Below are 25626 nucleotides of genomic sequence, written 5' to 3' on the forward strand. Positions count from 1 at the left end.
AGGTCAGTTGTAAACGATGGTGACCAGTTGTCCGCTGCTTTGAGTGGCGGCGCCGGTCATGTTGACGGCGGCAATGCTCAGCGATTGGGTATTGTCCATGCCGGAGCAGCTTTGGCCGGACGCCACTTTGCGCGCGGCCTGGTATTGGCGGGGATTCTGCGCATAGCTCAGCAGGGCGCTGCTGCTCTGGGCGCAGGGCTCCTTGACGATGGAGCCGCTGAAGCTGACGGTGCCGCCGTTGGAGGCCAGAGCAAAGCCGGATTGCAGAGCGGCCAGCGCTGCCAGAGTCAGAATGGCTTTTTTCATTTGAGTCTCCCTGTTGGCGACTCCGCTTGGCAGTAGGACTGGGCGGAATCTTAAACAAAGCATTTAAATTGCTTTGCTTATATTTAACTTGTTTTGTTAAGACAAGTATAGACAGCGAGATTGTAAACATCAATACGGTTTTTTATTGAATTATTAGTAATAAAAATTGAAAAATTGAGGCGTGCGCAGCGTCAGCCTGAGCGGATCTGCGTTTGAGAGAGGCTGCCGGGCGTCGGGCGCGCATCGTCGGGCGGGGATCATTTCAACTTATTGCATTTGGGGAAGATTGCATGCTTTTGTGGCGAAAAGGCCTGGAGGAGAGGCGTGGTCGGGCGGACCGTTCGCGGGAGGCGCGCGCGGAAGGAATGAAAAAGCCCCCGCGGATAACGGGGGCCGCCGCGGGGGCAAGGTTCAGTGGCGATGGATATCGTTGCGGAAGGTTTCCTTCAGGAACAGCAGGCTTACAGCGAGGCTGACGGCGTAGACCACGATCGGGTACCACAGTCCGTACAGTATGTCGCCGGTGTACACCACCAGCGAGAAGGCGACGGTGGGCATCAGCCCGCCTATCCAGCCGTTGCCCAGGTGATAGGGCAGCGACATCGAGGTATAGCGGATGCGGGTGGGAAACAGTTCCACCATCATCGCGGCCAGCGGTCCGTAAGTGAGCGCGGAGATCACCGACAGCAGCACCAGCACCAGGATCACCATGGCGTGGTTGATCTTGCCGGGGTCGGCCTTTTCCGGATAGCCGGCGGTTTTCAGCGCGTCTTGCAGCGCTTTCTTGTCGAACCCCTGCTGAACGGTTGCGCCGATGTGGACTTCGGTCACGCCGGCCGGCGCGGCCTTTTGCCGGTAGGGCACGCCGTTCTTCGCCAGCAGCGCCTTGGCCTGGTCGCATGGGGTGTTCAGCTTGGCTTTGCCGATGGGGTCGAACTGGAAATGGCAACTGGCCGGATCCGCGACCACGGTCACCGGAGAGCTGGCCTCGGCGGCGGCGACGTCCGGATTGGCGTAGTCGGTCAGCCAGCGGAAGGCGGGGAAGGTCAGCGCCAGGCCTAGCGCCAAGCCGGCGATCAGCACCGGTTTGCGGCCGATGCGGTCCGACAGGTGGCCGAAATACAGGAACAGCGGCGTGGTGAGGATCAGCGACGCGATCAGCATCAGGTTGGCGGTCTGCGGGTCCACCTTCAAGATCTGCGTCAGGAAGAACAGCGAGTAGAACTGCGCGCAGTAGAAGGTGACGGCCTGGCCGCCATTGAAGCCGAACAGCGAGATCAGCACAATCTTCAGGTTGCGCCAGTTGCCGAAGGCCTCGCTGATCGGCGCCTTGGAGTGCTTGCCTTCCGCCTTCATCTTCAGGAAGGCCGGAGACTCCTGCATCGACAGCCGGATCCAGGTGGAGATGGCCAGCAGGAAGATGGACAGTAGGAAGGGCAGCCGCCATCCCCATTCGTTGAACGCCTCGCCGGTCAGCTTGCGGCAGGCCAGGATCACCAGCAGCAGGCCGGCGCCGGCGGTCACCTGGATCCAGCTGGTGTAGCCGCCGCGCTTGTGATCCGGCGCGTGCTCGGCCACGTAGATGGCCGCGCCGCCGTATTCGCCGCCGATGGCCAGGCCCTGCAGCATGCGCAGGGATACCAGGATCAGCGGAGCGGCGATGCCCAGCGTCGCGTAGCCCGGCAGCACGCCGACGAGAAAGGTGGACAGGCCCATGATGACGATGGTGGCGAGGAAGGTGTACTTGCGGCCCACCATGTCGCCCAGACGGCCGAACACCAGCGCGCCGAACGGCCTCACCACGAAGCCGGCGGCGAAGGTCATCAGCGCGAAGATGAAGGCGGTGGTCTCGTTGACGCCGGCGAAGAACTGCTTGCCGATGATGGCGGCCAGCGCGCCGTACAGGAAGAAGTCGTACCACTCGAATACCGTGCCGAGCGACGAGGCGAGTATCACCTTGCGTTCGGCGCGGCTGATGCCGGCCGACGTCGTCGTCGATGCGATGCTGTTGCTCATGTCCAGGTCTCCTTTTCGGGTGGAGCGGGCGTTCGTATCGGTCCCGCTTGCTTGTTGTCCTGCGCGATCATCTGCGCCGCCTTGGCGGCGATCATCAGCGTGGGGCTGTTGGTGTTGCCGGAGGTGATGGCGGGCATGATGGACGCGTCGGCCACCCTGAGGCCGGCGACGCCATGCACCCGCAGCCTGTCGTCGACCACCGCCAGCGCGTCGCGTCCCATCTTGCAGGTGCCGACTGGGTGGAAGATGGTGGTGCCGATCAGGGCGGCGGCTTCCGCCAGCTCGCTGTCGCTCTGGTACTGCAGGCCGGGCCGGTATTCTTCCGGAAGGTAGCGCGAGAGCGCCGGAGACGCGGCGATGCGACGGGTCAGCCGGATGGCCGCCGCTGCGGCGCGCAGGTCTTCCGGGGCGCTGAGGTAGTTGGGCTGGATAAGCGGCGCGGCGGACGGATCGGCGCCGCCTATCGCCACCTGGCCGCGGCTGGCCGGCCTCAGCTGGCATACCGAGGCGGTGAAGGCGGGGAAGGGGTGCAGCGGTTCGCCGAAGCGTTCAAGCGACAGCGGCTGCACGTGGTATTCCAGGTCAGGATGGGCGGCGTCCGGCCCGCTGCGAGCGAAGACGCCGAGCTGGCTGGGCGCCATAGACAGCGGGCCGCTGCGCTTCCACAGATACTCCCAGGCCATCGCCAGCTTGCCGCTCCAGCTCGCCGCGCGCCGGTTCAGCGTGGCCGCGCCCTGCACCTTGAATATCATTCTCAGCTGCAGGTGGTCCTGCAGATTGGCGCCCACGCCGGGCAGGATGCGCAGCGGTTCGATGCCGTGGCTTGCCAGCAAGGGCGCCGGACCGATGCCGCTGCGCTGCAGCAACAGCGGCGAGCCGATCGCGCCGGCGGCGAGGATGATCTCGCCGCGGCAGCGCGCCTGCCGCCGGCGGCCGTGTTGCATAAATGCGATGGCGGCGGCGCGGCCGCGCTCCAGGATCAGCCTGTCGGCTTCCGCGCCGGTCAGCACCGTCAGGTTGCCGCGACGGCGGACGGGATGCAGGAAGGCGCGGGCGCTGCTCCAGCGCCAGCCGCCCTTTTGATTGACTTCGAAATAGCCGCAGCCGGCGTTGTCGCCGGTATTGAAGTCCTCCACCGGCGCGATGCCCTGTTCGGCGGCGGCGGCGCGGAAGGCGTCCAGGATTTCCCAAGACAGCCGCTGCTTCTCCACCCGCCATTCGCCGCCGTGCCCGTGCAGAGGGCGGTCCGCGTCGTAATGGTCTTCCATCGAGACGAAGTGCGGCAGCACGTCGCGCCAGCCCCAGCCGGCGTTGCCGAGCGCCTCCCAGCCGTCGTAATCGGCCGCCTGGCCGCGCATGTAGATCATGCCGTTGATCGAGGATGAGCCGCCCAGCACCCGGCCGCGCGGATAGCCGAGCGAGCGGCCGCCCAGCCCATTTTCCGGCGCGGTGCGGTAGCACCAGTCGGTGCGCGGGTTGCCGATGCAGAACAGGTAGCCGACCGGGATGTGTATCCACGGGTAGTCGTCCTTGCCGCCGGCTTCCAGCAGCAGCACGCGCTTGTCCGGATCCGCGGACAGGCGGTTGGCCAGCAGGCAGCCGGCGCTGCCGGCGCCGACGATGATGTAGTCGAATTCTCCGCTGAGCATGGTGCGTGGTCTGCTCATGTCGTTGTCTTAACCGGTATCTAAACCGAAGCGCGCCCGGCTGGGAATAGCCAGCGGAAAACAACCTATGTTAATTTTTTAACAATGGACGGCAAGTTAACTGCTTTTTTCGTGTGCAAATGCACAAGAACTGTCGCGGAGTAAACCATGTTCGACTGGAACGATGTCCGTTTTTTCCTGGCGCTGCAGCGCAATGGCAAGCTGCTGGGCGCGGCGCGCCAGATGGGCACCACCCACGCCACGGTGGCGCGCCACATCGCCGCGCTGGAAAAGGTGCTGGGCCAGCCCTTGTTCGTTCAGCAGGCGGACGGTTACTCCCTCACCGCGGCCGGCCGCCAGCTGCTGCCGCTGGCCGAATCGCTGGAAAACACCGCCTCGCAGATGCTGGACAGTGGCAGCAAGGGGCATGCCGAGGTTAGCGGCGTGGTGAGGCTGGGCGCGCCGGAAGGGCTGGGCGCGCTGTTTCTGGCCCGCCACATGCCGGCCTTGATGGCGCGCTATCCGGAACTGGAGATCGACCTGGTGGCGGTGCCGCGCTTCGTCAGCGTCACCAGCCGCGAGGTGGACATCGCCATCGCGCTGGAGCGGCCGCAAGCCAATATGGTGGTGACGCGCAAGCTGACTGATTACTGTCTGGGCCTGTACGCGACTCAGGCCTACCTGGCCGCGCATCCGCCGATACGCGAGCGCGAGGATCTGAACGGCCATGCCATCCTCGCCTATGTCGACGACCTGCTGTTCACCCGCGAACTGATGTACCACCATGGCTTGTGTCGCCACCCCAGCATGCCCTTGCGCAGCACCAGCGTGGTGGCGCAGCGGGAGGCGGCGCTGGCCGATGGCGGCATCGCAGTGCTGCCTTATTACACGACTTACGATGATCCGCGGCTGACGCAGATCCTGCCGGAGTTGCGCATCATCCGTTCCTACTGGATCAGCGCGCGCAGCAATATCCGCCGCACGCTGCGCTACCGCGTGGTGTGGGATTACGTGGTGGAGCTGTGCCAGAACATGCAGTGGCTGTTGTTGCAAGAAGAGCAAAATCGATCAATCGAAACCGCCTAGGCTATCCCCATGAGACACGCATATCGGCAATTCGGCCCCGGCACCTTGTACACGGTCCGCTTGCTGCGCGCGCTGGACTACCTGTGGCGCCATTTGGACGAGCCGCTGCTGCTGGACCGGCTGGCGGAGGAGGCCTGCTTCTCGCGTTTTCACTTCCATCGGCTGTACCGCAACCTGATGGGCGAAACCGTGATGGAGAGCCGGCAGCGGATGCTGCTGCACCGCGCGGCGGGGGAGCTGGGGCGGGCGGACCGACCGCTGGCTTCGGTGGCTGTCCGAGCCGGCTTCTCCAGCAGCGCCGCCTTCATCCGGGCCTTCGCCGGCCGCTACGGCGAAACGCCGGGCCGCTATCGCCAGCGGCGTCTCATGTTTCTCAATCAAAGGGAGAGGACCATGCGTCAGGTAGAGATTGTGGAAAGGGATGCCGTCAAGGTGCTGATGCGCCATCATCGCGGACCGTATATGGAGATAGGCAAGGCCTTCGACGCGTTGCGCGCCGTGCAGGGGCCGCAGCAAGGCGTCGGCGCGCCGTCGAGGAGCTTCGGCTTGTACCTGGACGATCAGGCGCAGACGCCTGCCGCCGATTGCCGGTCCATCGCCTGCGCGACGGTGCCGGCGTTCATGGAGGGCAAGGCGATGGACGGTTTCGAGTGGGGGAGCATCCCGGCTGGACGCTACGCCGCCGTGCTGCATACTGGGCCTTATTCCGAGCTGGGGGAATGCTGGGACTGGCTTTACCGCCACTGGCTGCCTGCCAGCGGCGAGATGCCGGGCGACACGCCGTGCGTGGAGGAATATCTGAACGCGCCTTACGATACTCCTCCGGCCGAGCTGAAAACCTTGTTGCTGCTGTCGCTGGCCTGATCGGCCGGCGCGAAAAAAAGCCCGCGTTGCGCAACGCGGGCTTTTTCGCTTCCAGCGGAAGGCGCCTTAGCGCTCCACGTGGTAGTTCGGCGCTTCCTTGGTGATCTGCACGTCGTGGACGTGGGATTCGCGGATGCCGGCCGAGGTGATCTCGACGAATTGGGCCTTCTGGTGCAGTTGGTCGATGCTCGGGCAGCCGAGGTAGCCCATCGACGAGCGCAGGCCGCCCACCAGCTGGTGGATCACTTGGGCGATCGGGCCCTTGTACGGCACGCGGCCTTCGATGCCTTCCGGCACGAACTTGTCGGCGGCGTTGGAGCTTTCCTGGAAGTAGCGGTCGGCCGAACCCTGGCTCATCGCGCCCAGCGAACCCATGCCGCGGTAGGACTTGTACGAACGGCCCTGGAACAGTTCCACCTCGCCCGGGGCTTCCTCGGTGCCGGCGAACATGCCGCCCAGCATTACCGCGTTGCCGCCGGCCGCCAGCGCCTTGGCGATGTCGCCGGAGAAGCGGATGCCGCCGTCGGCGATCATCGGCACGCCGGTGCCCTTCAGCGCTTCGGACACATTGTGGATGGCGGTCAGTTGCGGCACGCCCACGCCGGCGACGATGCGGGTGGTGCAGATCGAGCCGGGGCCGATGCCGACCTTGACGCCGTCGGCGCCGGCCTTGACCAGATCCAGCGCCGCCTGGGCGGTGGCGATGTTGCCGCCGATCACGTCCACTTGCGGGAAGTTCTGCTTGACCCAGCGCACGCGTTCCAGCACGCCCTGGCTGTGGCCGTGGGCGGTGTCGACCACGATCACGTCTACGCCGGCGGCAACCAGCGCCTTGACGCGCTCTTCGGTGTCGGCGCCGGTGCCGACCGCCGCGCCGACGCGCAGGCGGCCCTGGCTGTCCTTATTGGCGTTCGGATGTTCGCTGGTCTTGATGATGTCCTTGACCGTGATCAGGCCCTTTAGCTCCCAGGCGTCGTTGATCACCAGCACGCGCTCGAGGCGGTGGGTGTGCATCAGCTCGCGGGCTTCGTCGATGCTGGCGCCTTCCTTGACGGTGATCAGGCGCTCGCGCGGGGTCATGATGGAGCCGACGGTCTGGTCGAGGCGGGTTTCAAAGCGCAGGTCGCGGTTGGTGACGATGCCCACCACCTTGCCGGCTTCGATCACCGGTAGGCCGGAAATCTTGTACTGGCGGGTCAGCAGGACCAGGTCGCGCACCAGCATGTCCGGCGCGATGGTGATCGGGTCTTTCACCACGCCGCTTTCATGGCGCTTCACCTTGGAAACCTCGGCCGCCTGCTTTTCCACGCTCATGTTCTTGTGCACGATGCCGATGCCGCCTTCCTGGGCCATGGCGATGGCGAGGCGGGCTTCGGTCACGGTGTCCATGGCGGCGGAAACCAGCGGCAGATTGAGCGTGATGTTGCGGGTGAGTTTGGTGCTGAGCGCTACATCGCGCGGCAGAACTTCAGAATGGGCCGGGACGAGGAGGACGTCGTCGAAGGTGTAGGCTTTCTCGATGATGCGCATCGCATTTCCTTAGGCGGCAAAGCCGCATTATACCGAACCGTCGACTTTTCTGCAAAAGCGGCGTGACGCGGCTTTTTGCGCGGCTGGAGGGCAGGCTTTACAATCCGGATATACACAGCGACCACAGCGTCGGGACGGGAACATGAAGCCTTTTGCAGTATGGATGATTTCGGCGGCGCTGCTGGCGCCGACCCTGGCCGCGGCCGAGGTCTACACCTGGACCGACGCCAACGGCAACAAAGTATATTCCGACCAGCCGCCGCCAAGCGTCAACGCGCGCCGGATGAGCGTGCGCGCCCCCCAGGCGGCGCCCGCGTCTGCGCCCCTGGCCGACAAGAAGGCTGAGAAGAAAACCGAAAACAAGGCGGTGGCGTCCGGCAACGCCGCCATCGCCGCGGCCAACGCCAAGATCAAGGAGCAGAACTGCAAGGCCGCGCAGACCAATCTGTCCACGCTGCAGCTGAACGGCCGCATCCGCATGCCGGGCTCCACCGCGCTGGCGACCGACGCGCAGCGCAACGAATTGATCCGCCAGGCTCAGAAAGACGTCCAGACCTGGTGCAGCAAATAGTGTCCAAGCCCGCATTCGATTACCGGAACGTATTGCAGAACCTGCCCACGCTGCCCGGCGTCTACCGCATGCTCGACGCGGCGGGCAAGGTGCTCTACGTCGGCAAGGCGATAGACCTGAAGCGCCGCGTCAGCTCCTATTTCCAGAAAAACGATCTCAGTCCGCGCATCCAGCTGATGGTCAGGCAGATCGCCAGCATCGAGACCACGGTCACCCGCTCCGAAGCCGAGGCGCTGATCCTGGAGAACAACCTGATCAAGGCGCTGGCGCCGCGCTACAACATCCTGTTCCGCGACGACAAGTCCTATCCCTACCTGATGTTCAGCGGCCACGCGTTTCCGCAGATGGCCTATTACCGCGGCGAGCCGAAGAAGCCCAACCAGTACTTCGGCCCTTATCCCAACGGCTACGCGGTGCGGGAAAGCATCCAGATCCTGCAGAAAGTGTTCCGGCTGCGCACCTGCGAGGACGCGGTGTTTGCCAACCGCTCCCGTCCCTGCCTGCTGTACCAGATCAAGCGTTGCTCCGGCCCCTGCGTCGATCATATTTCCAAGGAAGAGTACGCGGCCGATGTCGCCAGCGCGGTGGCCTTTCTCAATGGCCGCCAGAGCGAGCTGATCAACGAGCTGACCCGGCGGATGACGGCGGCGGCCGAGGCGATGGCGTTCGAGCAGGCTGCCGAGCTGCGCGACCAGATCCAGGCGCTGGCGCGGGTGCAGGAAAAACAGTTCGTCGCCAGCAACCAAAGCCAGCAGGACTGCGACGTGGTGGCGGCGCGGGTGCGCGACGGCGTGCCCTGCGTGAACCTGGTGATGATACGCGGCGGCCGGCACCTGGGCGACAAGAGCCATTTCCCGATCGGCGGCGAGGCCGATACCGAGCAGGAAATCCTGGAAGCCTTCATCGGCCAGCATTATCAGCATGCCGGCGTGCCGGCGGCGCTGGTTGTGAATGGCGTGGTGGACGATGCGCTGCAGCAGTTCTTGCAAGAGAGGGCCGGCCGCAAGGTTTACATCGTCGGCAATCCGATAGGCGAGCGCCGGGTCTGGCTGGAAATGGCGGAGAAGAACGCCGAACTGGCCATCCTGCAGCGTCTGGGCAGCAAGGCGACGCAGGCGCAGCGGCTGGCGCAGCTGAACGAGGTGCTGGAATTGGAAGACGCCGGCCGTTTCGAGTGCTTCGACATCAGCCACACCATGGGCGAGGCCACGGTGGCGTCCTGCGTGGTGTACGACAAGGGCGCGATGCAGCCGACCGAGTACCGCCGTTTCAACATCACCACCGCCGCGCCGGGGGACGATTACGCGGCGATGCGCGAAGTCCTGTCACGCCGCTACGGCAAACTGGCGGAAGGCGAGGGCAGGCTGCCGGACGCGGTGTTCATCGACGGCGGCAAGGGCCAGGTGGGCGTGGCGCTGGAGGTGCTGGGCGAGCTGGGGCTGAATCTGCCCATCGTCGGCATCGCCAAGGGCGAGGAGCGCAAACCCGGTCTGGAAACGCTGATCCTGCCTTATTTGGAAAAGACGCTACAATTGCGCCAGGACCATCCGGCGCTGCACCTGATCCAGACCGTGCGCGACGAGGCCCACCGCTTCGCCATCACCGGCCACCGCGCGCGGCGGGCCAAGGCGCGCACCTCGTCGACGCTGGAAGATATTCCAGGCATCGGCGCCAAGCGCCGCCAGCAGCTCTTGACCCGCTTCGGCGGCTTGCGCGGCGTGGCGACGGCCAGCGTCGACGATCTGGCGCAGGTGGAGGGCATCAGCCGTACCTTGGCGGAAAAGATTTACAATGCGCTGCATTGATCGTTGCATTGATACATGAAAGCGGCGGGTGCCCCTGATCCAGGCTCGGGGCGCCGGCCGGCGTTGTTGACGAGCCTGAAGCGACAAGACCAAGACCAATGCCCTTCAATTTGCCGATATTACTGACCTGGCTCAGGGTCGCCCTGATCCCGATCTGCGTGGCGGTATTCTTCCTGCCGGACTCCATTCTGCTGCTGCATAGCCGCAACGCTGTGGGGGCCGGCATTTTCGCATTGGCGGCCGCCACCGACTGGCTGGACGGCTACCTGGCGCGCAAGCTGGGGCAGACCTCGGCCTTCGGCGCCTTTCTCGACCCGGTGGCGGACAAGCTGATCGTGGCCGCGGCGCTGATCCTGCTGGTGCAATTGGGCCGCACCGAGGGTTGGATGGCGATGATCATCATCGGCCGCGAGATCACCATTTCGGCGCTGCGCGAATGGATGGCGGGCATGGGCAGCCGCAGCAGCGTCGCCGTCGCCTATATCGGCAAGTTGAAGACCGCTGCCCAGATGTTGGCGATCACGCTGCTGCTGTACGACGGCGCGCTTGTCCCGGGCCTGGATGCGCGCGGGTTGGGAAATTTTTCGATGTACGTTGCTGTCATATTGACTTTGTGGTCAATGATTTATTACCTGCAAATGGCGGCCAAGGAGTTCGCGGGTAAAAAAATAGACGTTTGAGGTGTTGACAGAACGAACAAATCTCTATAATTCGCAGTCTCTCGCCGCCGCTGACGAAGCAGCAGCGAGATCAAGCAAAGCGTTGTAGCAAGTTACGCAGCGCGGGAATAGCTCAGTTGGTAGAGCGCAACCTTGCCAAGGTTGAGGTCGCGAGTTCGAGCCTCGTCTCCCGCTCCAGTAAGCTTGAAACAATTTGCGATGCGGGAATAGCTCAGTTGGTAGAGCGCAACCTTGCCAAGGTTGAGGTCGCGAGTTCGAGCCTCGTTTCCCGCTCCAGTATGCTTGAAAAATTTGTGATGCGGGAATAGCTCAGTTGGTAGAGCGCAACCTTGCCAAGGTTGAGGTCGCGAGTTCGAGCCTCGTTTCCCGCTCCAAAAAAGTTTGAAACAATCTGCAATGCGGGAATAGCTCAGTTGGTAGAGCGCAACCTTGCCAAGGTTGAGGTCGCGAGTTCGAGCCTCGTTTCCCGCTCCAGCATCAAACTTGAACAATAGATTTGCCACGCGGGAATAGCTCAGTTGGTAGAGCGCAACCTTGCCAAGGTTGAGGTCGCGAGTTCGAGCCTCGTTTCCCGCTCCAAAATTCAGATCGATCAGATATAATCTGGTTGATGCGCCGGTTAACGGCGGGGTAGCAAAGTGGTTATGCAGCGGATTGCAAATCCGTCTACGCCGGTTCGATTCCGACCCCCGCCTCCAAATATAACCCCGTAAATCCAAGGATTTACGGGGTTTTTGTTTGGCTGTTTTGCCAATTGCCCCCCAGAGACGGCGCTTTCCCCGTCCATTTACGCCCGTCAATTTCACAAGACAATTACACGCAGTATCAGAGCTTGGCTGCACGGACGTGCCCCACGGCCTGCGGACTGACGCCAAACTTGCGGGCCATGACCGAAACACCGGCCCCGGCCGCTAGTTCATCGTACATTTCCCGTTGCTGCGCTGCGCGAAGAGAGGCCGGACGGCCCGGCGCCTTGCCATCCGCCCGGGTCCGCTCAACGCCCGACTGCGTGCGCTCAAGCAGCAAATCACGGCATGGGAAACATTCATGGTCATCGTCCCCGCTCTGCAGGGAAGGTCAACGCCACCAGGTGCGAGGCACTGCGCGGGCCATCCTGGCGGGCCTAGGGCACCGGCCGATTGGCGCTTAGCAGACCCACCCACACGATGCCGGCCACCGGCGGGCTGCCGGGGCTGAACGCGATGCATTGCTCGCCTTGAGTCGGTGGGTGCCATTCACGGGTCAGGCCCGTTCTGGGTGTTGAAAATGCAAGGTTTTTGGAGAGGTGATCGTTTCCTAAAAGAAAACTGGTGATCCATATGTGATAAGGACAATTTCCCATCTTGCAAAGGACGCCTCCCATGCCCATCAATCGAGCCGGTCTAAAACTAAGCCTCCCCTCTTTGAACGTTGGGCCGGTTTCTGAGAGGCCGCAGATGTCTGCTACGAATGAGGATTTGAAAACCAATTTCCACAGCTTGCACAATCAAATGCGCCAGATGCCGATGTCGCACTTCAGAGAGGCGCTGGATGCGCCCGACTACTCAGGAATGCGTCAAAGTGGCTTCTTCGCCATGAGCCAAGGTTTTCAGCTGGAGAGCCATGGCGGCGATGTTTTCATGCATGCGCATCGAGAAAATCCTCAGTGCAAGGGCGATTTTGCCGGGGACAAATTCCACATCAGTGTGCAGCGGGAGCAGGTGCCGCAAGCATTTCAGGCGCTGTCGGGATTGTTGTTTTCAGTGGACAGTCCAATCGATAAGTGGAAGGTGACCGATATGGAGCGGGTTGATCAGCAATCCCGTGTGGCCGTGGGCGCTCAATTCACCTTGTATGTAAAACCCGATCAGGAAAATTCGCAGTACAGTGCGTCGTCGCTCCACAATACACGGCAATTCATCGAGTGTCTGGAGTCCAGATTATCTGAAAGTGGGCTTATGCCTGGACAGTATCCCGAGTCGGACGTTCATCCTGAAAATTGGAAATATGTCAGTTACCGTAATGAGCTACGAAGCGGGCGTGACGGTGGCGAGATGCAGAGCCAAGCTTTACGAGAGGAACCGTTTTATCGTTTGATGGCGGAGTGAGTGCCGCGCGGATTCTGTCGTGGCGACGTGGCTGGGTTTGGCTTTTCCTGGATTGAACATAAGGGAAGCCGCTCAGCTGAGCGTCACAGATTCATATTCATGCATTTTATTTTTCCGAAGTCATCCTTCATCGTGCGGCGGGCCTGCTTCGGGATCTTCATCTTGAACGCTTGGTCTGATTGCAACTGGATATATCGCATCGTGTGGAAAGGTGAAAAGTCATGGCGAGCCGTAGGCAATTTCTGCGCCGGACGGGAATGATCGTCGCTGGCGGCGCGCTGCTGGCGGCGCCGGCCGCCCGGGCGCAGGGCGAGATGATTGAGTACTGGATAGACGAATCCCGTTCGTCGGCCAACCAGGATTCCCGGATCCGCACGCTGGTGTTCCACTACACCGCGGAAGACTTCGCAACCTCGCTCAAGCTGCTGACCGAACCGCAATACCGGACCAGCGCGCATTACTTGGTGCCGGATGCCGCGACGCTGTCCAGGCGGCCCGCCATTCTGCGCTTGGTGGAGGAGGAGCGGCGGGCCTGGCACGCCGGCGACAGTTATTGGCGGGGGCAGCGTTATCTGAATGGCGCCTCGATAGGCGTGGAAATCGTCAATCGAGGCTATCCGTCGCCGTTGCAGGACGATTGGCCGCCGATGCGGCGGGATTGGCAAGCGTTCGACGATGCGCAGATCGCGCAGGTCGGCAAGCTGGCGGCCGGCATCGTCGCCCGCCACCGGATACAGCCCTGCGATGTCGTCGGACACGCCGATATCGCGCCGGGGCGGAAGATGGACCCGGGGCCGAAGTTTCCCTGGGAGCGATTGCACCGGGAGTTCGGCGTCGGCGCCTGGCCGGATCCTGACGATGTCCGCCGTTTCCTGGCGCTGCAACCGGGAACGCCGGATGCGGCGAGCTGGCAGCGGCGGCTGGCCGCCTATGGCTACGATGCGCCGCGGAGCGGCGAATGGGACGAGAAAACCAGGCACGCCATCCAGGCGTTCCAGATGCATTTTCGCCCGGCGCGTTACGACGGCGTGCCGGACGCGGAATCGTCGGCGATTCTGGATGCGCTGCTGGACAAGTATCTCGGCCCGGTCCCGGGCGGCGAAGAGGGAGAGCATCCCTGAGAAGGGACCGCGGCGCGGGCATTCATCGCCTGTTGTTTACAGTTCATTGACGGTTACGGATGTGACGCGTAGCGCCGTTTACGGCGGCGGCGGCGGTTTGTAACTTGGCGGGGCTTTCCCAATCGGGACCTGGCGCCGCGCGGAAGAGCCGCGCAGGCCGCGATGTCCCCCGCACCGGAGTTCCGCGATGATGCAATCCCTGAAGTTTCGAACCTTGGCGGGCATGCTTGGCTGCCTGACCTTTCTTCCGCTCGCGGCCCAGGCCGCCAATGATGCCGGCAAGTCCGATCTCGATGCGGCGGTCGAGGCGACGATCCCGCCGCTGATGAAGGCCAAGGACATTCCCGGCATGGCGGTGGCGGTGCTGGCCGACGGCAAGGCGCATTACTTCAATTACGGCGTCGCTTCCCGGGAGACCGGCCAGCCGGTGACGCAGGATACCTTGTTCGAACTGGGGTCGATCAGCAAAACCTTCACCGGCATCCTGGGCGGCTACGCGCTGGCGCAGGGCAAGCTGTCGCTGGCCGACAAGGCCAGCCGCTACCAGCCGGAGCTCAAGGGCAGCGTCTTCGACCGCGTCTCGCTGCTGCAACTGGCCACCTACAGCGCCGGCGGCCTGCCGTTGCAGTTTCCGGACGCGGTTGCCGGCCAAGCCTCGATGCTGGCCTATTACCGCGGCTGGAAGCCGGATTACGCGCCAGGCGAGCGGCGCTTGTACTCGAATCCCAGCATCGGCCTGTTCGGACACCTGGCGGCGCGCAGCCTGGGCCAGCCATTCGACCAGGCGATGGAACGGGGGCTGTTGCCGAAGCTGGGCCTGAGCCACACCTTCATTCATGTGCCGGAAGCTGAGCAGTCCCGTTATGCCTGGGGTTATGCCAAGGCAGGCAAGCCGATCCGGGTGGGGGCTGGCGTTCTGGACGCCGAAGCCTACGGCATCAAGTCCAGCGCGGCGGATCTGCTGAAATACCTGGCGATTAATATGTCGCCTCCCGCGGATCCCGCCCTGCAGAGGGCGCTCGACGCCAGCCACGCCGCTTATTACCGCGTAGGCGACATGCGCCAGGGGTTGGGCTGGGAGGGGTATCGCTATCCGATCAGCCTGGAGCGCTTGCTGGCCGGGAATTCCAACGAGATCGCGTTTCAGCCGCAGAAGGTTGAGTGGCTGAATCCGCCGCGTCTGGCCGAGGGCGATGTCCTGCTGAACAAGACCGGCTCCACCAGCGGTTTCGGCGCCTATGTGCTGTTCGTGCCAGCGCGCAAGGTGGGCATCGTGATGCTGGCCAACCGCAATTACCCGAATGCCGAGCGGGTCCGCGCGGCATACCGGATATTGTCGGCGGTGGATCCGTCGCTGGTGCGCAGGCGCGGCGATTGATGCGGCGCGGGGCCCGGGCGGGACCTCGTCCGGGACTGCGCGATTTTGGCTGGCCTTTGGAACAGGTTTTGCGCTGCTTGATGCGCTTATAATTTTTTTCACATAAGGATAGTCATACTTTCTGGGCAATGGAGTCCGGCATGTTCCAGCATCGCCGGCCCCTTGTCCGGCATGTCGCGCCGAATGGCTTTATCGCGCCGAGGGGGAGTCCGGGGCCGGCAGTTTCTGCGGGCCCGCGCCAGTACAAGCTCAGGAGGAAAACGCCATGGCTTCGGTCAACCAGTTCGCTTATGTTCCCGGCACCAACACCTACAAGTTCGCCTACGGCGGATCCATTCCCAACATGCCCGTCGTCAACATGCCTGCCGACACCAACTGGCTGCGCTGGGCGATGCTGAACGACGGCGAGTATTACCGGATGTACTTCTTCAAGGGCAGCACCGCCAACACGCTGTACCAGGCGGCGTTCAATCCCGCGACCGGCGCTTACGAGTTCGGCTACAACTCGATCAAGGAGCTGCAAATCACCGGCGCGCCGGCCGACGCCGACGCCAGCAGCCTGGCGATGCTCTACGACGGCAGCACCAAGACCTATCGGCTGTATCTGCGCCGGTTGGGCGCGCCGACGGTGCTGTACCAGTTCGGCTTCAATCGGGAAACCAGCCGCTACGAGTACGGCTACAACTCGATTCCCACGCTGAATGTGGTGAAGGCGCCCGGCGACACCGACTGGCACCGCTGGTCGATGCTGTTCGACGGCAGCGCTTACCGTCTGTACGCGTTCAAGGTCGGCAGCACCGATACCTTCTATCAGTTCGCCTACAATCGGCAGACGAATCAGTACGAGTACGGCTTCGATTCGATTCCGGTGCTGAGCCTGGTGGATATCCCGGCCAACAGCAATCTGACCAGTATGGCGATGCTGTTCGGGCAGGGCGATTACCGCTTGTACTTCCAGACGCTCTGACGCGAACGGCGGCGCGGCGGACAGGCGCCCGCCGCGCGCGCCTCCGTCATGGGCCCGTCACCAGCAACAGCAGGCCGGCGCCCTGTTCCGGCGCGCCGTCGGGCAAGATCCGGTAACAGCGATGCCCGCCGGCAATAGCGCCGCCTTCCAGCCGGCACTCCAGCACATTGCAGACATAGCTCAGCACCGCCTGCCGCATGGCCTGCAATTCCTCGGCCAGCGGCAGCTCGACATAGGGCATGAATTGCTCGTCGGCCTGGGCCCGCGCCGGGAGGCCGGCCTTGCTCAGCAGCCCGGCGATCCGGTCGGCTTGCTGGATGGCATGCTGCCGCGCGTAGAGCGCGTCCAGCTGGGAGCGGTATTGATCCGCGGCGTGTCTGACCAGTTCGGCATACAGGCTCATCTTTCACCTCGGGCGGGAGGGAGCGGGCCGTCCGGAGGGCCGGAGCGGCGCGCGCAGGGATGGAGTGTCATGCTTTAGGTTTAGCCGCTGCAGCAGCGGCGCAGGTCAGCCGCTTGGACAGGTTTTCCCCATTCACAAGCATGCGGCGGCGGCGCGTATCACCGCCGCCTCGCGCCGGTCTCTGACCTGGTCGATCCCCTGCCGGGCCGCGGCCAGCACTTCCGGGCTGGCCAACTCCGGCCGGCCGGATGCGAATGGCGGAGCCGGCGCGTATTCCAGCGTCAGCTGCGCCGTTTGCGCGAATTGCGGCCCGGCGATTTCCGCCATCAGCGTCAGCGCCATGTCTATGCCGGCGGTGACGCCGCCGCCGCTGATCAGCTTGCCGTCCACCACCACCCGATCCGGGCAGGGCTGGGCGCCGAAGGCCGCCAGGCTGTCCAGCCAGGCCCAGTGGCAGGCGGCGCGGCGACCCTTGAGCAGGCCGGCCGCGCCGAGCAGCAGCGAGCCGGTGCAGACCGAGCTGACATAGTCGGCGCTGGCGGCGAGACGGCGCAACTGCGCCAGCAATTCGGCATCCTCCATCGCTTCTATGGTGCCCAGGCCGCCCGGCACCAGCAGCAGATCGCAGCGCTCGATAGCGCCAAGCCGGGCGATGTCGGCGAAGACGATGCCGCCGTCGGCGCGGATATCTTCCCCCCGGCTGGATGCCAGTACGCAGCGGGCATGGGGCAGCTTGCTCAGAAACTCCAGCGGGCCGGTGAAGTCGAGCTGGGTGACGCCGGGATACAGGGCGAAAACGATGGTATAGGGTGGGTTCATGATGCCTCCGGGCCGTGATTGACCCTGCCATCATCGAATGGCTATGATTTGGCGTAAATGACAAGATTGCAGCTTTTCATGCCATGATCCGGGACATCGCCATTCTGTTGTTCGACGGTTTCCAGCTGCTGGATGCGGCGGGGCCGATCTCCGTTTTCGAGTGCGCGCTGCGCTACCGCCCCGGCGCGTACAGGCTGACGCCGTTGACGCGGAACGGCGGCGCGGCGCGCAGCTCTTCCGGCGTTGTCATCGACAGCCGGCCGCTGTCCTCGCTGCCGGCGCCGGATACCTTGCTGGTGGCCGGCGGCGAGGGCGCGCCTGCCGTTTTGGATTGCGCAGAGACCCAGGCCTATATCCGGCGTTGCGCGCAAGACTCGCGTCGGGTGGTCAGCGTATGCACGGGCGCTTTCCTGCTGGCGGAGGCAGGCTTGCTGGACGGTCGGCGAGCCACTACCCACTGGGCGCATGGCGGCGAGTTCGTCCGCCGCTATCCGAAGGTGGAATTGGACGCCGACCGCATCTTCATCCGCCAGGATAGCGTGTGGACGGCGGCCGGCGTCAGCGCCGGCATCGACGTGGCGCTGGCGCTGGTGGCGGAAGACATGGGAGAGGACATCGCCCGGCGCTGCGCGCAGCGGTTGGTGGTGTATTACCGTCGTCCAGGCGGACAGTCGCAGTTCTCGTCGCTGCTGGAAATGCAGCGGCCGGACGGGCGCTTCGCGGCCTTGCTCGATCAGGTGCGGCGCAGCCTGGACGCGCCGTGGGATGTTGAGGCATTGGCTGGATTCTGTTGCCTGAGCCCGCGCCACTTCTCGCGCCTGTTCCAGGCCGAGGTGGGCATGCCGCCGGCCAAGGCGGTGGAGCAACTGCGGGTGGAAGCCGCGCGTTCCGCGCTGGAAAGCGGCGAGCGCTCGATGCAAAGGGTGGCGCGCCAGTGCGGCTTCGGCGACGCGGAACGGATGCGCCGCAGCTTCCTGCGCGTGCTGGGGCGCCAGCCGTCCAGCCTGCTGCGCTGATTCGCGGCGGGCTTGGCGCCGCTGGCAACACGCCTGATCCTGCGTTGCGCTTGCTGGCGGTGCGGCTTGTGCCGCCTGCGCCGACGCGCCTTGGCTCTGGCGCAACGAGGGGGGCGATTTGCGTCAGCGGCGCGCGCGCAGCAGGCGGCGGGTTTCACCGGCAAGCTCGCGCTGCGCCGACGCCAGCAGCTTCAGGTCCAGGTCCTGGATCGCCAGCTGCTGGGCTTGCTGTTGATTGACGGCCAGCAGTTGCTGTTCCCGCAGCCTCAGTTGCTCGACCTGGGTCTCGAGCGCCGCGGCGCGGCCGAACTGCAGGTCCAGCAGTTGCAGGGGAAGCAGCAGCGCCAGCGCGGCGGCGGCGAGCTTGAAGGGGGCGCGCAGCGTCATGCCAGCCTCCTTGCGCGGTCGTGGGCCGCGGCCAGGCGGGCCTCGTACAGGCTTTCCAGGCTGGCGGAGCCCTGCCGGATGCGGGCCGCCGCGCGCCAGCGGCGCTCGCGCAAGGTTTGCAGCAAGTCCGGGCGCGCGCGCAGCAGGCGGACCAGGCCCTCTAGCTGGCTGGCTTCGTCCCGTTCCATTGCCAGACGGAACTCCCCGGCATCGGCATAAGCCAGTTCCCGCCAATAGAAACCGGGCAGCCGGAACAGGCCCCAAAGGCAGGACTCCACCGCCACGGCTTCGCCGGCCGCCGCCGCCAGCTGCCGGAAGCGTTCCCACTCCGCGGGCGCGCTCTGATAGCCTCCGCGCGAGGGGCCGCACAGCTCGGGATGGCGGCTGGCGAGACGATTGGCGTCCAGGCCGGCTTTCAAGGCCTGGCGGTAGGCGATGTGGCGCTCCAGCAGGATGCGCGCCCGTCCATCGGGAAGAAACCCGCCGTCCTGAGCCTCTGTCTCGCAAAAGGCCTTCAGGCAGGGGAGAGGCAAGCGCAGGCTTTCGGCGGCGGCGATCAGATCGGTTTCGCCCAGCCGGCGCGGATCGCGCTGGCCGCGAAGCGCCGCCAGCGTGGCGCTGCCGGCCACGCCGCTTACCACCAGGCCGGCTCGGCGCTGCAGCTTGGCCACCGCTTGCTCGGTGGCCGATCCATACCATCCGTCCACCAGCAGCCTGGCGCCCTGGCAGTTGAGGCGGGTCTGCAATTCCCGCACTTCCTGGCCGCACGAGCCCTTGTTCAACGCTTGCATGCCGTTCTCCCTCCGCTGTGCCCCGGCTTCGGCCGGCGCGCTGCCTGAATGACAGCCAGCTTAAGCGCCGTCGGGCGGCAGCGGCAGCGGAAGCATGTCAGAGGCCGGCGCAGGCGGGCGCTATCCAGGCGCCTGGCCGCGCCTCTCCGGCTTCCGCCCGCGCGCGAGGCCGGGGGCCTGGTTCCTCCGCGATGGGGCGTGGCAAGAATGGGGGGCATTCTTCTGATGCCGTGACGGCGAGGCGGGGAGGGAAATATATTGAGAATGATTCGCGGGTAGCGAATATCGTTTTAATCTTAATATCCGATAGTCATGGCGCGGCAGTTTTTATCAGGCCTTTATCGATAAAGGCCATATATCCCGGATATTGATTCAGAGAAAAAAGCATTAATGCGTCATTCGAATATTACTTCTCGTTAATGCATCGATTTTATGCGCGGCGCATTGAGAGGGCTCGTGTTTGTCCGCCGCAGCGTTGACAGTTCTGCCCTTTGCCGCTAAAGTGCAGCGTTCTGTTGGCCGGCAACGCTTTAAAATCAAATTGTTGCCCCTGCGGAAACGCGCCGCCAATCTGGCTAAAGCGGAATGTTCCGGCAAATGGCCAATTTGCCCGCGGCGCGCGGTCTTCCTGCACTGCCAGGGACTCGATATTTAAATTGCATTGTCAGCCAGCGCTCGGCTGGGCTACAATTGCCCGCTTTGTTGCGGCCCCGGTGGTGAAATTGGTAGACACAAGGGACTTAAAATCCCTCGGCTTCGGCTGTGCCGGTTCGACCCCGGCCCGGGGCACCATCAGCAACCTGGCTGCGAAGGCCGTTTTGGTCCGGGACGAACGGATGGCGACATCCATTCCGCTGGATTAAAATTCACATCCTGGCGACGCCGTCGCCTAACTGGACAAGTGGCCGGTTGCACCAAGCCTCTTGGTTGGGCAGCATGCGCTGTCTTTGCATCAACGGATCTAGATTGAAGTTCATGAAGCCAAATACTGAAACGGCACTCGGTGCTGCTCTCAAGTCTGCAGTCCAAAGCTTGTCCAAGAAAAAGCAGACCGAGATGATCGCGGACCACATCTACGGCAAGTTCGACGTGTTTCGCCAGTTCCGGCCGTTGGCGCTGGGCATTCACGAGAGCCTGATCGCAGCGCTGTCGCAGTTCGATCCGGCCCTGATCTCCCGCGTGGTGGCCAACCACTGCCGCAAGCCGCGCTACCTGAAGTCGCTGGCCCGCGGCGGCAAGCGCTTCGACCTGAACGGCAAGCCGCAGGGCGAGGTCAGCGCCGAGGAGAAGCGCGCCGCCGAGCTGCAGATGCAGCCGAAGAACGCCCCGGCCGCCGAGCCGGAAACCGCCCCGGTCGACGCCGCCGGCCCGGTTGCCGTCGAAGCGGCCGCGCAGCCGCAGGACGGCCAGGCCGAATCCTGAGCCGCGCTTTCCGTTGAGGACAAAAGCCCTGTCGCCTGACAGGGCTTTTTGCATTCCTGCCACTTGAAATGCCGGCAACAGCCGCCATCTGCCGGCTATCGCCAACCTCAATAACATTGACGACCATGAGTGCACAGAAAGAAACCCTGGGTTTTCAGACCGAAGTCAAACAGCTGCTCAAGCTGATGATCCATTCCTTGTATTCCAACAAGGAAATCTTCTTGCGTGAATTGATCTCCAATGCGTCCGACGCGGCCGACAAGCTGCGCTTCGAGGGCCTGGCCAAGCCGGAGCTGTTCGAGAACGATCCGGAGCTGAAGATCCGCATCGCCTTCGATAAAGACGCCCGCACCATCACTATCGCCGACAACGGCATCGGCATGAGCCGCGACGAAGTGGTGTCCCATATCGGCACCATCGCCAAGTCGGGCACCAAGTCCTTCTTCGAGCAGCTGTCCGGCGACGAGAAAAAGGATGCCCACCTGATCGGCCAGTTTGGCGTAGGCTTCTATTCCGCCTTCATCGTCGCCGACAAGGTGACGCTGACCACCCGTCGCGCCGGCGAGGCCGAGGCCGTGCGCTGGGAGTCGCACGGCGAGGGCGAGTACACGCTGGAGAGCGTGGAGAAGGCCGAGCGCGGCACCGAGATCGTCCTGCACCTGAAGGAGGGCGAGGACGAGCTGCTGAACGACTGGAAGCTGAAGGGCATCATCCGCAAGTATTCCGACCACATCTCCATCCCGATCGAGATGAAGAAGGGCAACAGCTACGGCGAGAACGGCGAAGTGATCGTCAGCGACGAAATGGAGGCGGTCAACTCCGCGTCCGCGCTGTGGACCCGCTCCAAGAACGACATCAGCGAAGAGCAGTACCAGGAATTCTACAAGCACGTCGCCCACGACTTCACCGCCCCGCTGGCCTGGAGCCACGCCCGCGTCGAGGGCCGCCAGGAATACACCGAGCTGCTGTATATCCCGTCGCGCGCGCCGTTCGACCTGTATGACCGCGAGCGCAAGCAGGGCGTGAAGCTGTACGTGCGCCGCGTCTTCATCATGGAAGACACCGAGAAGCTGATGCCGCACTACCTGCGCTTCGTGCGCGGCGTGATCGACAGCAACGATCTGCCGCTGAACGTGTCGCGCGAAATCTTGCAGGAGTCCAAGGACATCGACGCCATCCGCGCCGGCTGCGTGAAGAAGGTGCTGGGCCTGCTGGAAGACTTGTCGGCCAACCAGCCGGAGAAGTACGCCGAGTTCTGGAAGGAATTCGGCCAGGTGCTGAAGGAAGGCGTGGGCGAGGACTTCGCCAACAAGGAGCGCATCGCCAAGCTGCTGCGTTTCGTCTCCACCGCGTCCGAAGACGCCGAGCCCACCGTATCGCTGGCTGATTACATCGGCCGGATGAAGGAAGGCCAGGACAAGATCTACTACATCACCGCCGACACGCTGGCCGCCGCCAAGAACAGTCCGCATCTGGAAGTGTTCAAGAAGAAGGGCGTGGAGGTGCTGCTGTTGACCGACCGCGTCGACGAATGGGTGACAGGCTCGCTGTTCGAATTCGACGGCAAGGCGCTGCAATCCGTCGCCAAGGGCGCCCTCGATCTGGGCGCGCTGGAAGACGAGGCCGACAAGGAAGCGCAGAAGCAGGTCGAGGAAGCGTCCAAGCCGGTGGTGGAAAAAGTGCAGAAGGCGTTGGGCGACAAGGTGAAGGAGGTGCGCGCCACCGCCCGCCTGGTGGAAAGCCCGGCTTGCCTGGTGGCCGGCGAGCATGACATGAGCGCCCACCTGGAGCGCATGCTGAAGGCTGCCGGCCAGAAGATAGAAGGCAGCAAGCCGACGCTGGAAATCAATCCGGAGCATGTGCTGGTCAAGCGTTTGGCCGAGGAGTCCGACGAGGCCCGCGCCGGCGACCTGGCCGCCGTGCTCTACGATCAGGCCTTGCTGGCCGAAGGCGGCAAGCTGGAAGACCCTGCCTCCTTCGTCAAGCGCATCAACAAGCTGATGCTGGAGTTGTCGGTCTGAGCCTGCAGGCGCAGATTCCGCAAATGAACCGCCCTTTCCCTGGGCGGTTTTTTATTGCCGTTGTCCTAAAATGAAAGTCCCTGCAAGCGAACCAGGAGACGGCGATGAGCGAAACGAGAGCGCTGCCGGGCGTGTATCCGTGCCTGTGCTACGACAACGCGGTGGCGGCGATGGAATGGCTGGAGCGGGCGTTCGGCTTCAAACGCCGCTTCGCCGTGATCGAGGACGGCAGGGTGCATCACTCCGAGCTGAGCCTGGGCAACACCGTGATCATGGTGTCCAGCCCCAAGCCGGAACAACAGTGGGTCAGCGCGCGCGGCCTGCCGGGGCTGGCGCAGGCCTTGTGCGTCCATGTGCCTGATCCGGCCGCGCATTACGAGCGCGCCAAGGCGCAGGGCGCGAACATCGTCCAGCCGCTGGCGCGCGAGGATTATGGCGCCAGCGGCTATCTGGCGCGCGATCCGGAAGGCCAGCAATGGTATTTCAGCGATTATCTGCCCGGAGAATACTGGGAGTCTTGACCCGGTAGTGCGCAGTCGCCCCGCGCGTGGCATCATGCTGTTTTCATTTTCAAGGCCGCCAGATGCCCGCGCCGCTGCGATTCTCCTCCGACAAACCCTTGCTGCTGTTGATCGACATGCAGCAGGCGGTTGACGACCCCAGCTGGGGGCCGCGCAATCATCCGCAGGCCGAACAGGCGTGCGCCGGCCTGCTGCAGGCGTGGCGCGCGCGCGGCTTGCCATTGATCCACATCCGCCACGATTCCGTCGAGCCGAACTCCACCTATCGGCCGGGCCAGCCCGGCCACGCGTTCAAGCCGGAGGTTGAGCCGCGGCCCGGGGAAACCGTGATCGCCAAGCAGACCAATAGCGCCTTCATCGGCACCGGGCTTGAGGCCTTGTTGCGCGCCAACGGCTGGCTGGAGCTGGTCGTGGCCGGCGTCAGCACCAGCAATTCGGTCGAGGCCACGGTGCGGATGGCCGGCAATCTGGGTTTCGCTGTCTGCTTGGCGGAGGATGGCTGTTTCACCTTCGACAAGACCGACTGGCATGGCCGCCGCCGTTCCGCGGACGAGGTGCACGCAATGAGCCTGGCCAATCTGGACGGCGAGTATTGCCGCGTCTGCGGCAGCGCGGACATCCTGGCCGCGCTTGGCAATATTGCCGGCGCCGCGTGATCGCGGTCCGGCGGCGCGAAGGCTAAGATGCCGGTCCCGGAGGTTTTGTCATCGTCATCATGTTGAGACTCACCGTATCGCATTCCTTGCCGGCAGGCGAGCCGCAGCCACTCGACCGACAGGCGCTGCAGCAAGCCTTGCAGTGGCAGCCCGGCCTGGACGCGGAGGCCCGCATCGAACGGCTGCGCCGCCCGTTGAGGCGGCTGGACGCGCAGCCGCTGAGCCTGTCTGACCGGCTTTACGCGCTGAAGGAGTTGTTCGAGGCCTGTCTGCCGCTGCTCTGGCGCGGCGCCGGGATCGAGAGCGACCGCGCCTTGCGCGGCCTATGGCGCGAGCTTCACGAAGCCTGCAAGCTGTTGGCCCAGGCCTGCGCCGCGCGCCGCGCCGGGCGTTTCGGCGACGGCGGCCTGCTGCGCCAGGCGCTGGGATTGGCGCTGTGCAGCGGCTGGCGGCTGCAGCGCGGCCACGCTTTGGGATACGCGCCGCTGTTTCCCGGCTTCTGGCAGGACTGTCACCGCTTGTTCGCCGAAGCGCGCCGGCGGGGCTGGGAGGGCAGGATCGCCCTCGACGGCCAGCCGCCGCTTGGGGCCTGCTACCGGCAGATGCTGCTGTTGGGCATCACGTCGAGCAACCGGCTGGACCCGCGCCGCCAATCGTGGCTGCTGGACTGGGCCGCGGCGCATGGGCCGGCATTGCGCCTGGAGGGGCCGCCGAAAAGCGGCGTCGAGGTGGAGGGCTGGCTGGTGTCGTCCGAGGCGGACAGCCCGGGGCGCTTCGCCGCCATCGCCGCGGCTGAGGAGGCTGGCGGCTACTGGCGGGCGGATGCCTCCGACGTGATCCGGCGCCTGCGGAGCGCCGCCAAAGCGCAGGCCGACGAGTTCTCCGCCGCGCAGTGGCAGTTGCTGGGCCGGCTGGAGGTGGAGTGGAGCCGTCCCCCGCAGCGCCGCCACCTGCGGCGCAATCAGCGCAATGGCCAGCGGGTGACCGTGGTCGGCGGTTTCGACGCCTGCTGGCGGCTGGCCCGGGAGGGCAGCCTGCCGGAGGGGGTGGAAGCCGGCGAATTGCTGCTCGGCAACCTCAGCCCGTCGGGCATGAGGCTGTATGGAGATTGTCCGCCGGATTTGCTGCAGGCGGGCGCGCTGGTGATGCTGAAGCGGCGCGGTTTCGAATGGCAGCTTGGACTGGTGCGCTGGATCAGCCTGCCCGGCGGAGAGGCGCCGGCGGAGTGCGGGGTGGAGTTCGTCGGCAAGCGGCCGCAGGCGGTCGGCGCCTCCGCCGTGACCAGCCATCCGGACGCGCCGCTGGACCCCGGCCTGCTGCTGCAGGCGGAGCGGCGTTTCCGCCAGCGCGGCGTGCTGGTGCTGCCGGGAAGGCAGTACCAGGCGCTGCGGCCGTTCCGCTTGCAGGCCGACGGCGGCGAGTGGCTGGTCCGGGCGCAACGTTTGCTGCAGCAGACCGGCAGCTGCCAATTGATGGAGATCAGGCTGGAAGACGAGCTGGAGCCGAAACCGGTCTGAACGCCGGGGGAGAGCC

At 64.4% G+C, this 25626-nt stretch carries 23 protein-coding genes and 7 tRNA genes; 22 read left to right on the plus strand and 8 right to left on the minus strand.

Annotated features, from left to right (window positions below):
- Positions 1-3 precede the first annotated feature (3 nt).
- The 3 genes from CV_RS06295 to CV_RS06305 form a co-directional block, all read right to left on the minus strand.
- Positions 4-306, minus strand: a complete 303-nt coding sequence (locus tag CV_RS06295; protein WP_011134852.1) for a hypothetical protein — start codon at positions 304-306, stop codon at positions 4-6.
- 411 nt (positions 307-717) lie between these two features.
- The gene (locus CV_RS06300) at positions 718-2322 is read right to left on the minus strand and encodes an MFS transporter (protein WP_011134853.1); all 1605 of its coding nucleotides are present in this window, start codon (positions 2320-2322) and stop codon (positions 718-720) included.
- Positions 2319-3989 (minus strand): GMC family oxidoreductase, encoded by a 1671-nt coding sequence (locus CV_RS06305; RefSeq protein ID WP_043595656.1) that lies wholly within the window; start codon positions 3987-3989, stop codon positions 2319-2321. The genes CV_RS06300 and CV_RS06305 overlap by 4 nt, the downstream gene beginning before the upstream one ends.
- Before the next feature lie 147 nt (positions 3990-4136).
- Between CV_RS06305 and CV_RS06310 the strand changes: the two genes are divergently transcribed.
- Positions 4137-5054 carry a LysR family transcriptional regulator gene (locus CV_RS06310; protein ID WP_011134855.1) on the plus strand — a complete coding sequence of 306 codons (918 nt, stop codon included), beginning with the start codon at positions 4137-4139 and terminating at the stop codon, positions 5052-5054.
- A gap of 9 nt (positions 5055-5063) precedes the next feature.
- On the plus strand, positions 5064-5918 hold the full coding sequence (locus tag CV_RS06315) for an AraC family transcriptional regulator (protein ID WP_011134856.1): 855 nt from the start codon (positions 5064-5066) through the stop codon (positions 5916-5918).
- Positions 5919-5984: 66 nt separating this feature from the next.
- Here CV_RS06315 and guaB read toward each other — a convergent pair whose 3' ends face one another.
- A complete protein-coding gene (gene guaB / locus CV_RS06320; RefSeq protein WP_011134857.1) occupies positions 5985-7448 on the minus strand; it encodes an IMP dehydrogenase in 1464 nt (487 codons plus the stop codon).
- 142 nt (positions 7449-7590) lie between these two features.
- Between guaB and CV_RS06325 the strand changes: the two genes are divergently transcribed.
- The 13 genes from CV_RS06325 to CV_RS06390 all read left to right on the plus strand — a co-directional run bounded on the left by CV_RS06325 (position 7591) and on the right by CV_RS06390 (position 16057).
- The gene (locus CV_RS06325; protein WP_011134858.1) at positions 7591-8019 is read left to right on the plus strand and encodes a DUF4124 domain-containing protein; all 429 of its coding nucleotides are present in this window, start codon (positions 7591-7593) and stop codon (positions 8017-8019) included.
- Positions 8019-9824 carry an excinuclease ABC subunit UvrC gene (gene uvrC / locus CV_RS06330; RefSeq protein WP_011134859.1) on the plus strand — a complete coding sequence of 602 codons (1806 nt, stop codon included), beginning with the start codon at positions 8019-8021 and terminating at the stop codon, positions 9822-9824. Before CV_RS06325 ends, uvrC begins: the two co-directional genes overlap by 1 nt.
- A 98-nt stretch (positions 9825-9922) precedes the next feature.
- A complete protein-coding gene (gene pgsA / locus CV_RS06335) occupies positions 9923-10504 on the plus strand; it encodes a CDP-diacylglycerol--glycerol-3-phosphate 3-phosphatidyltransferase (protein ID WP_011134860.1) in 582 nt (193 codons plus the stop codon).
- A 101-nt stretch (positions 10505-10605) separates the two neighbouring features.
- Positions 10606-10681, plus strand: a tRNA-Gly gene (locus CV_RS06340).
- A gap of 23 nt (positions 10682-10704) precedes the next feature.
- Positions 10705-10780: transfer RNA gene (locus CV_RS06345), tRNA-Gly, on the plus strand.
- Between the two features lie 22 nt (positions 10781-10802).
- Positions 10803-10878 (plus strand) — tRNA-Gly (locus CV_RS06350).
- 24 nt (positions 10879-10902) lie between these two features.
- Positions 10903-10978: transfer RNA gene (locus CV_RS06355), tRNA-Gly, on the plus strand.
- A 29-nt stretch (positions 10979-11007) separates the two neighbouring features.
- Positions 11008-11083: transfer RNA gene (locus tag CV_RS06360), tRNA-Gly, on the plus strand.
- A 45-nt stretch (positions 11084-11128) separates the two neighbouring features.
- A tRNA-Cys gene (locus tag CV_RS06365) sits at positions 11129-11202 on the plus strand.
- 663 nt (positions 11203-11865) lie between these two features.
- Positions 11866-12591 (plus strand): type III secretion system effector phosphothreonine lyase, encoded by a 726-nt coding sequence (locus CV_RS06375; protein WP_011134862.1) that lies wholly within the window; start codon positions 11866-11868, stop codon positions 12589-12591.
- 221 nt (positions 12592-12812) lie between these two features.
- A complete protein-coding gene (locus CV_RS06380) occupies positions 12813-13712 on the plus strand; it encodes an N-acetylmuramoyl-L-alanine amidase (RefSeq protein WP_011134863.1) in 900 nt (299 codons plus the stop codon).
- Positions 13713-13902: 190 nt separating this feature from the next.
- Entirely contained in the window at positions 13903-15090 is a 1188-nt protein-coding gene (gene ampC, locus CV_RS06385) for a class C beta-lactamase (RefSeq protein ID WP_043597503.1), read from the plus strand.
- Positions 15091-15355: 265 nt separating this feature from the next.
- Positions 15356-16057, plus strand: coding sequence for a hypothetical protein (locus tag CV_RS06390; protein ID WP_011134865.1), 702 nt, complete (start codon positions 15356-15358; stop codon positions 16055-16057).
- A gap of 46 nt (positions 16058-16103) precedes the next feature.
- Here CV_RS06390 and CV_RS06395 read toward each other — a convergent pair whose 3' ends face one another.
- Together CV_RS06395 and CV_RS06400 are read right to left on the minus strand one after the other, a co-directional pair.
- Positions 16104-16460: a hypothetical protein gene (locus CV_RS06395; protein WP_011134866.1), complete on the minus strand. Its 357-nt coding sequence runs from the start codon at positions 16458-16460 to the stop codon at positions 16104-16106.
- Between the two features lie 132 nt (positions 16461-16592).
- The gene (locus CV_RS06400) at positions 16593-17279 is read right to left on the minus strand and encodes a DJ-1/PfpI family protein (RefSeq protein ID WP_011134867.1); all 687 of its coding nucleotides are present in this window, start codon (positions 17277-17279) and stop codon (positions 16593-16595) included.
- Between the two features lie 83 nt (positions 17280-17362).
- Here CV_RS06400 and CV_RS06405 point away from each other — a divergent pair, with 83 nt between their 5' ends.
- Positions 17363-18295, plus strand: a complete 933-nt coding sequence (locus CV_RS06405; RefSeq protein ID WP_011134868.1) for a GlxA family transcriptional regulator — start codon at positions 17363-17365, stop codon at positions 18293-18295.
- A 123-nt stretch (positions 18296-18418) separates the two neighbouring features.
- On the opposite strand, the gene CV_RS06410 is transcribed toward CV_RS06405, so the two are convergent.
- Together CV_RS06410 and CV_RS06415 are read right to left on the minus strand one after the other, a co-directional pair.
- On the minus strand, positions 18419-18682 hold the full coding sequence (locus CV_RS06410) for a hypothetical protein (RefSeq protein WP_043595661.1): 264 nt from the start codon (positions 18680-18682) through the stop codon (positions 18419-18421).
- Complete coding sequence (locus CV_RS06415) at positions 18679-19473, minus strand: N-acetylmuramidase domain-containing protein (protein WP_011134869.1); 795 nt, start codon at positions 19471-19473, stop codon at positions 18679-18681. Before CV_RS06415 ends, CV_RS06410 begins: the two co-directional genes overlap by 4 nt.
- A 707-nt stretch (positions 19474-20180) precedes the next feature.
- Here CV_RS06415 and CV_RS06420 point away from each other — a divergent pair.
- The 6 genes from CV_RS06420 (at position 20181) to CV_RS06445 (ending at position 25610) form a co-directional block, all read left to right on the plus strand.
- Positions 20181-20265 (plus strand) — tRNA-Leu (locus CV_RS06420).
- A gap of 183 nt (positions 20266-20448) precedes the next feature.
- Positions 20449-20895, plus strand: coding sequence for a ProQ/FINO family protein (locus tag CV_RS06425; RefSeq protein WP_045051331.1), 447 nt, complete (start codon positions 20449-20451; stop codon positions 20893-20895).
- A gap of 125 nt (positions 20896-21020) precedes the next feature.
- Complete coding sequence (gene htpG, locus CV_RS06430; RefSeq protein ID WP_043595664.1) at positions 21021-22916, plus strand: molecular chaperone HtpG; 1896 nt, start codon at positions 21021-21023, stop codon at positions 22914-22916.
- A gap of 104 nt (positions 22917-23020) precedes the next feature.
- On the plus strand, positions 23021-23437 hold the full coding sequence (locus tag CV_RS06435; protein WP_011134873.1) for a VOC family protein: 417 nt from the start codon (positions 23021-23023) through the stop codon (positions 23435-23437).
- Between the two features lie 62 nt (positions 23438-23499).
- Positions 23500-24093, plus strand: a complete 594-nt coding sequence (locus CV_RS06440; RefSeq protein WP_011134874.1) for a cysteine hydrolase family protein — start codon at positions 23500-23502, stop codon at positions 24091-24093.
- Positions 24094-24152: 59 nt separating this feature from the next.
- Complete coding sequence (locus CV_RS06445; protein WP_147296206.1) at positions 24153-25610, plus strand: hypothetical protein; 1458 nt, start codon at positions 24153-24155, stop codon at positions 25608-25610.
- The last annotated feature ends 16 nt before the right edge of the window (positions 25611-25626 follow it).

It is taken from the genome of Chromobacterium violaceum ATCC 12472, assembly GCF_000007705.1.
In the GTDB taxonomy this organism is placed as follows: Bacteria; Pseudomonadota; Gammaproteobacteria; order Burkholderiales; family Chromobacteriaceae; genus Chromobacterium; species Chromobacterium violaceum.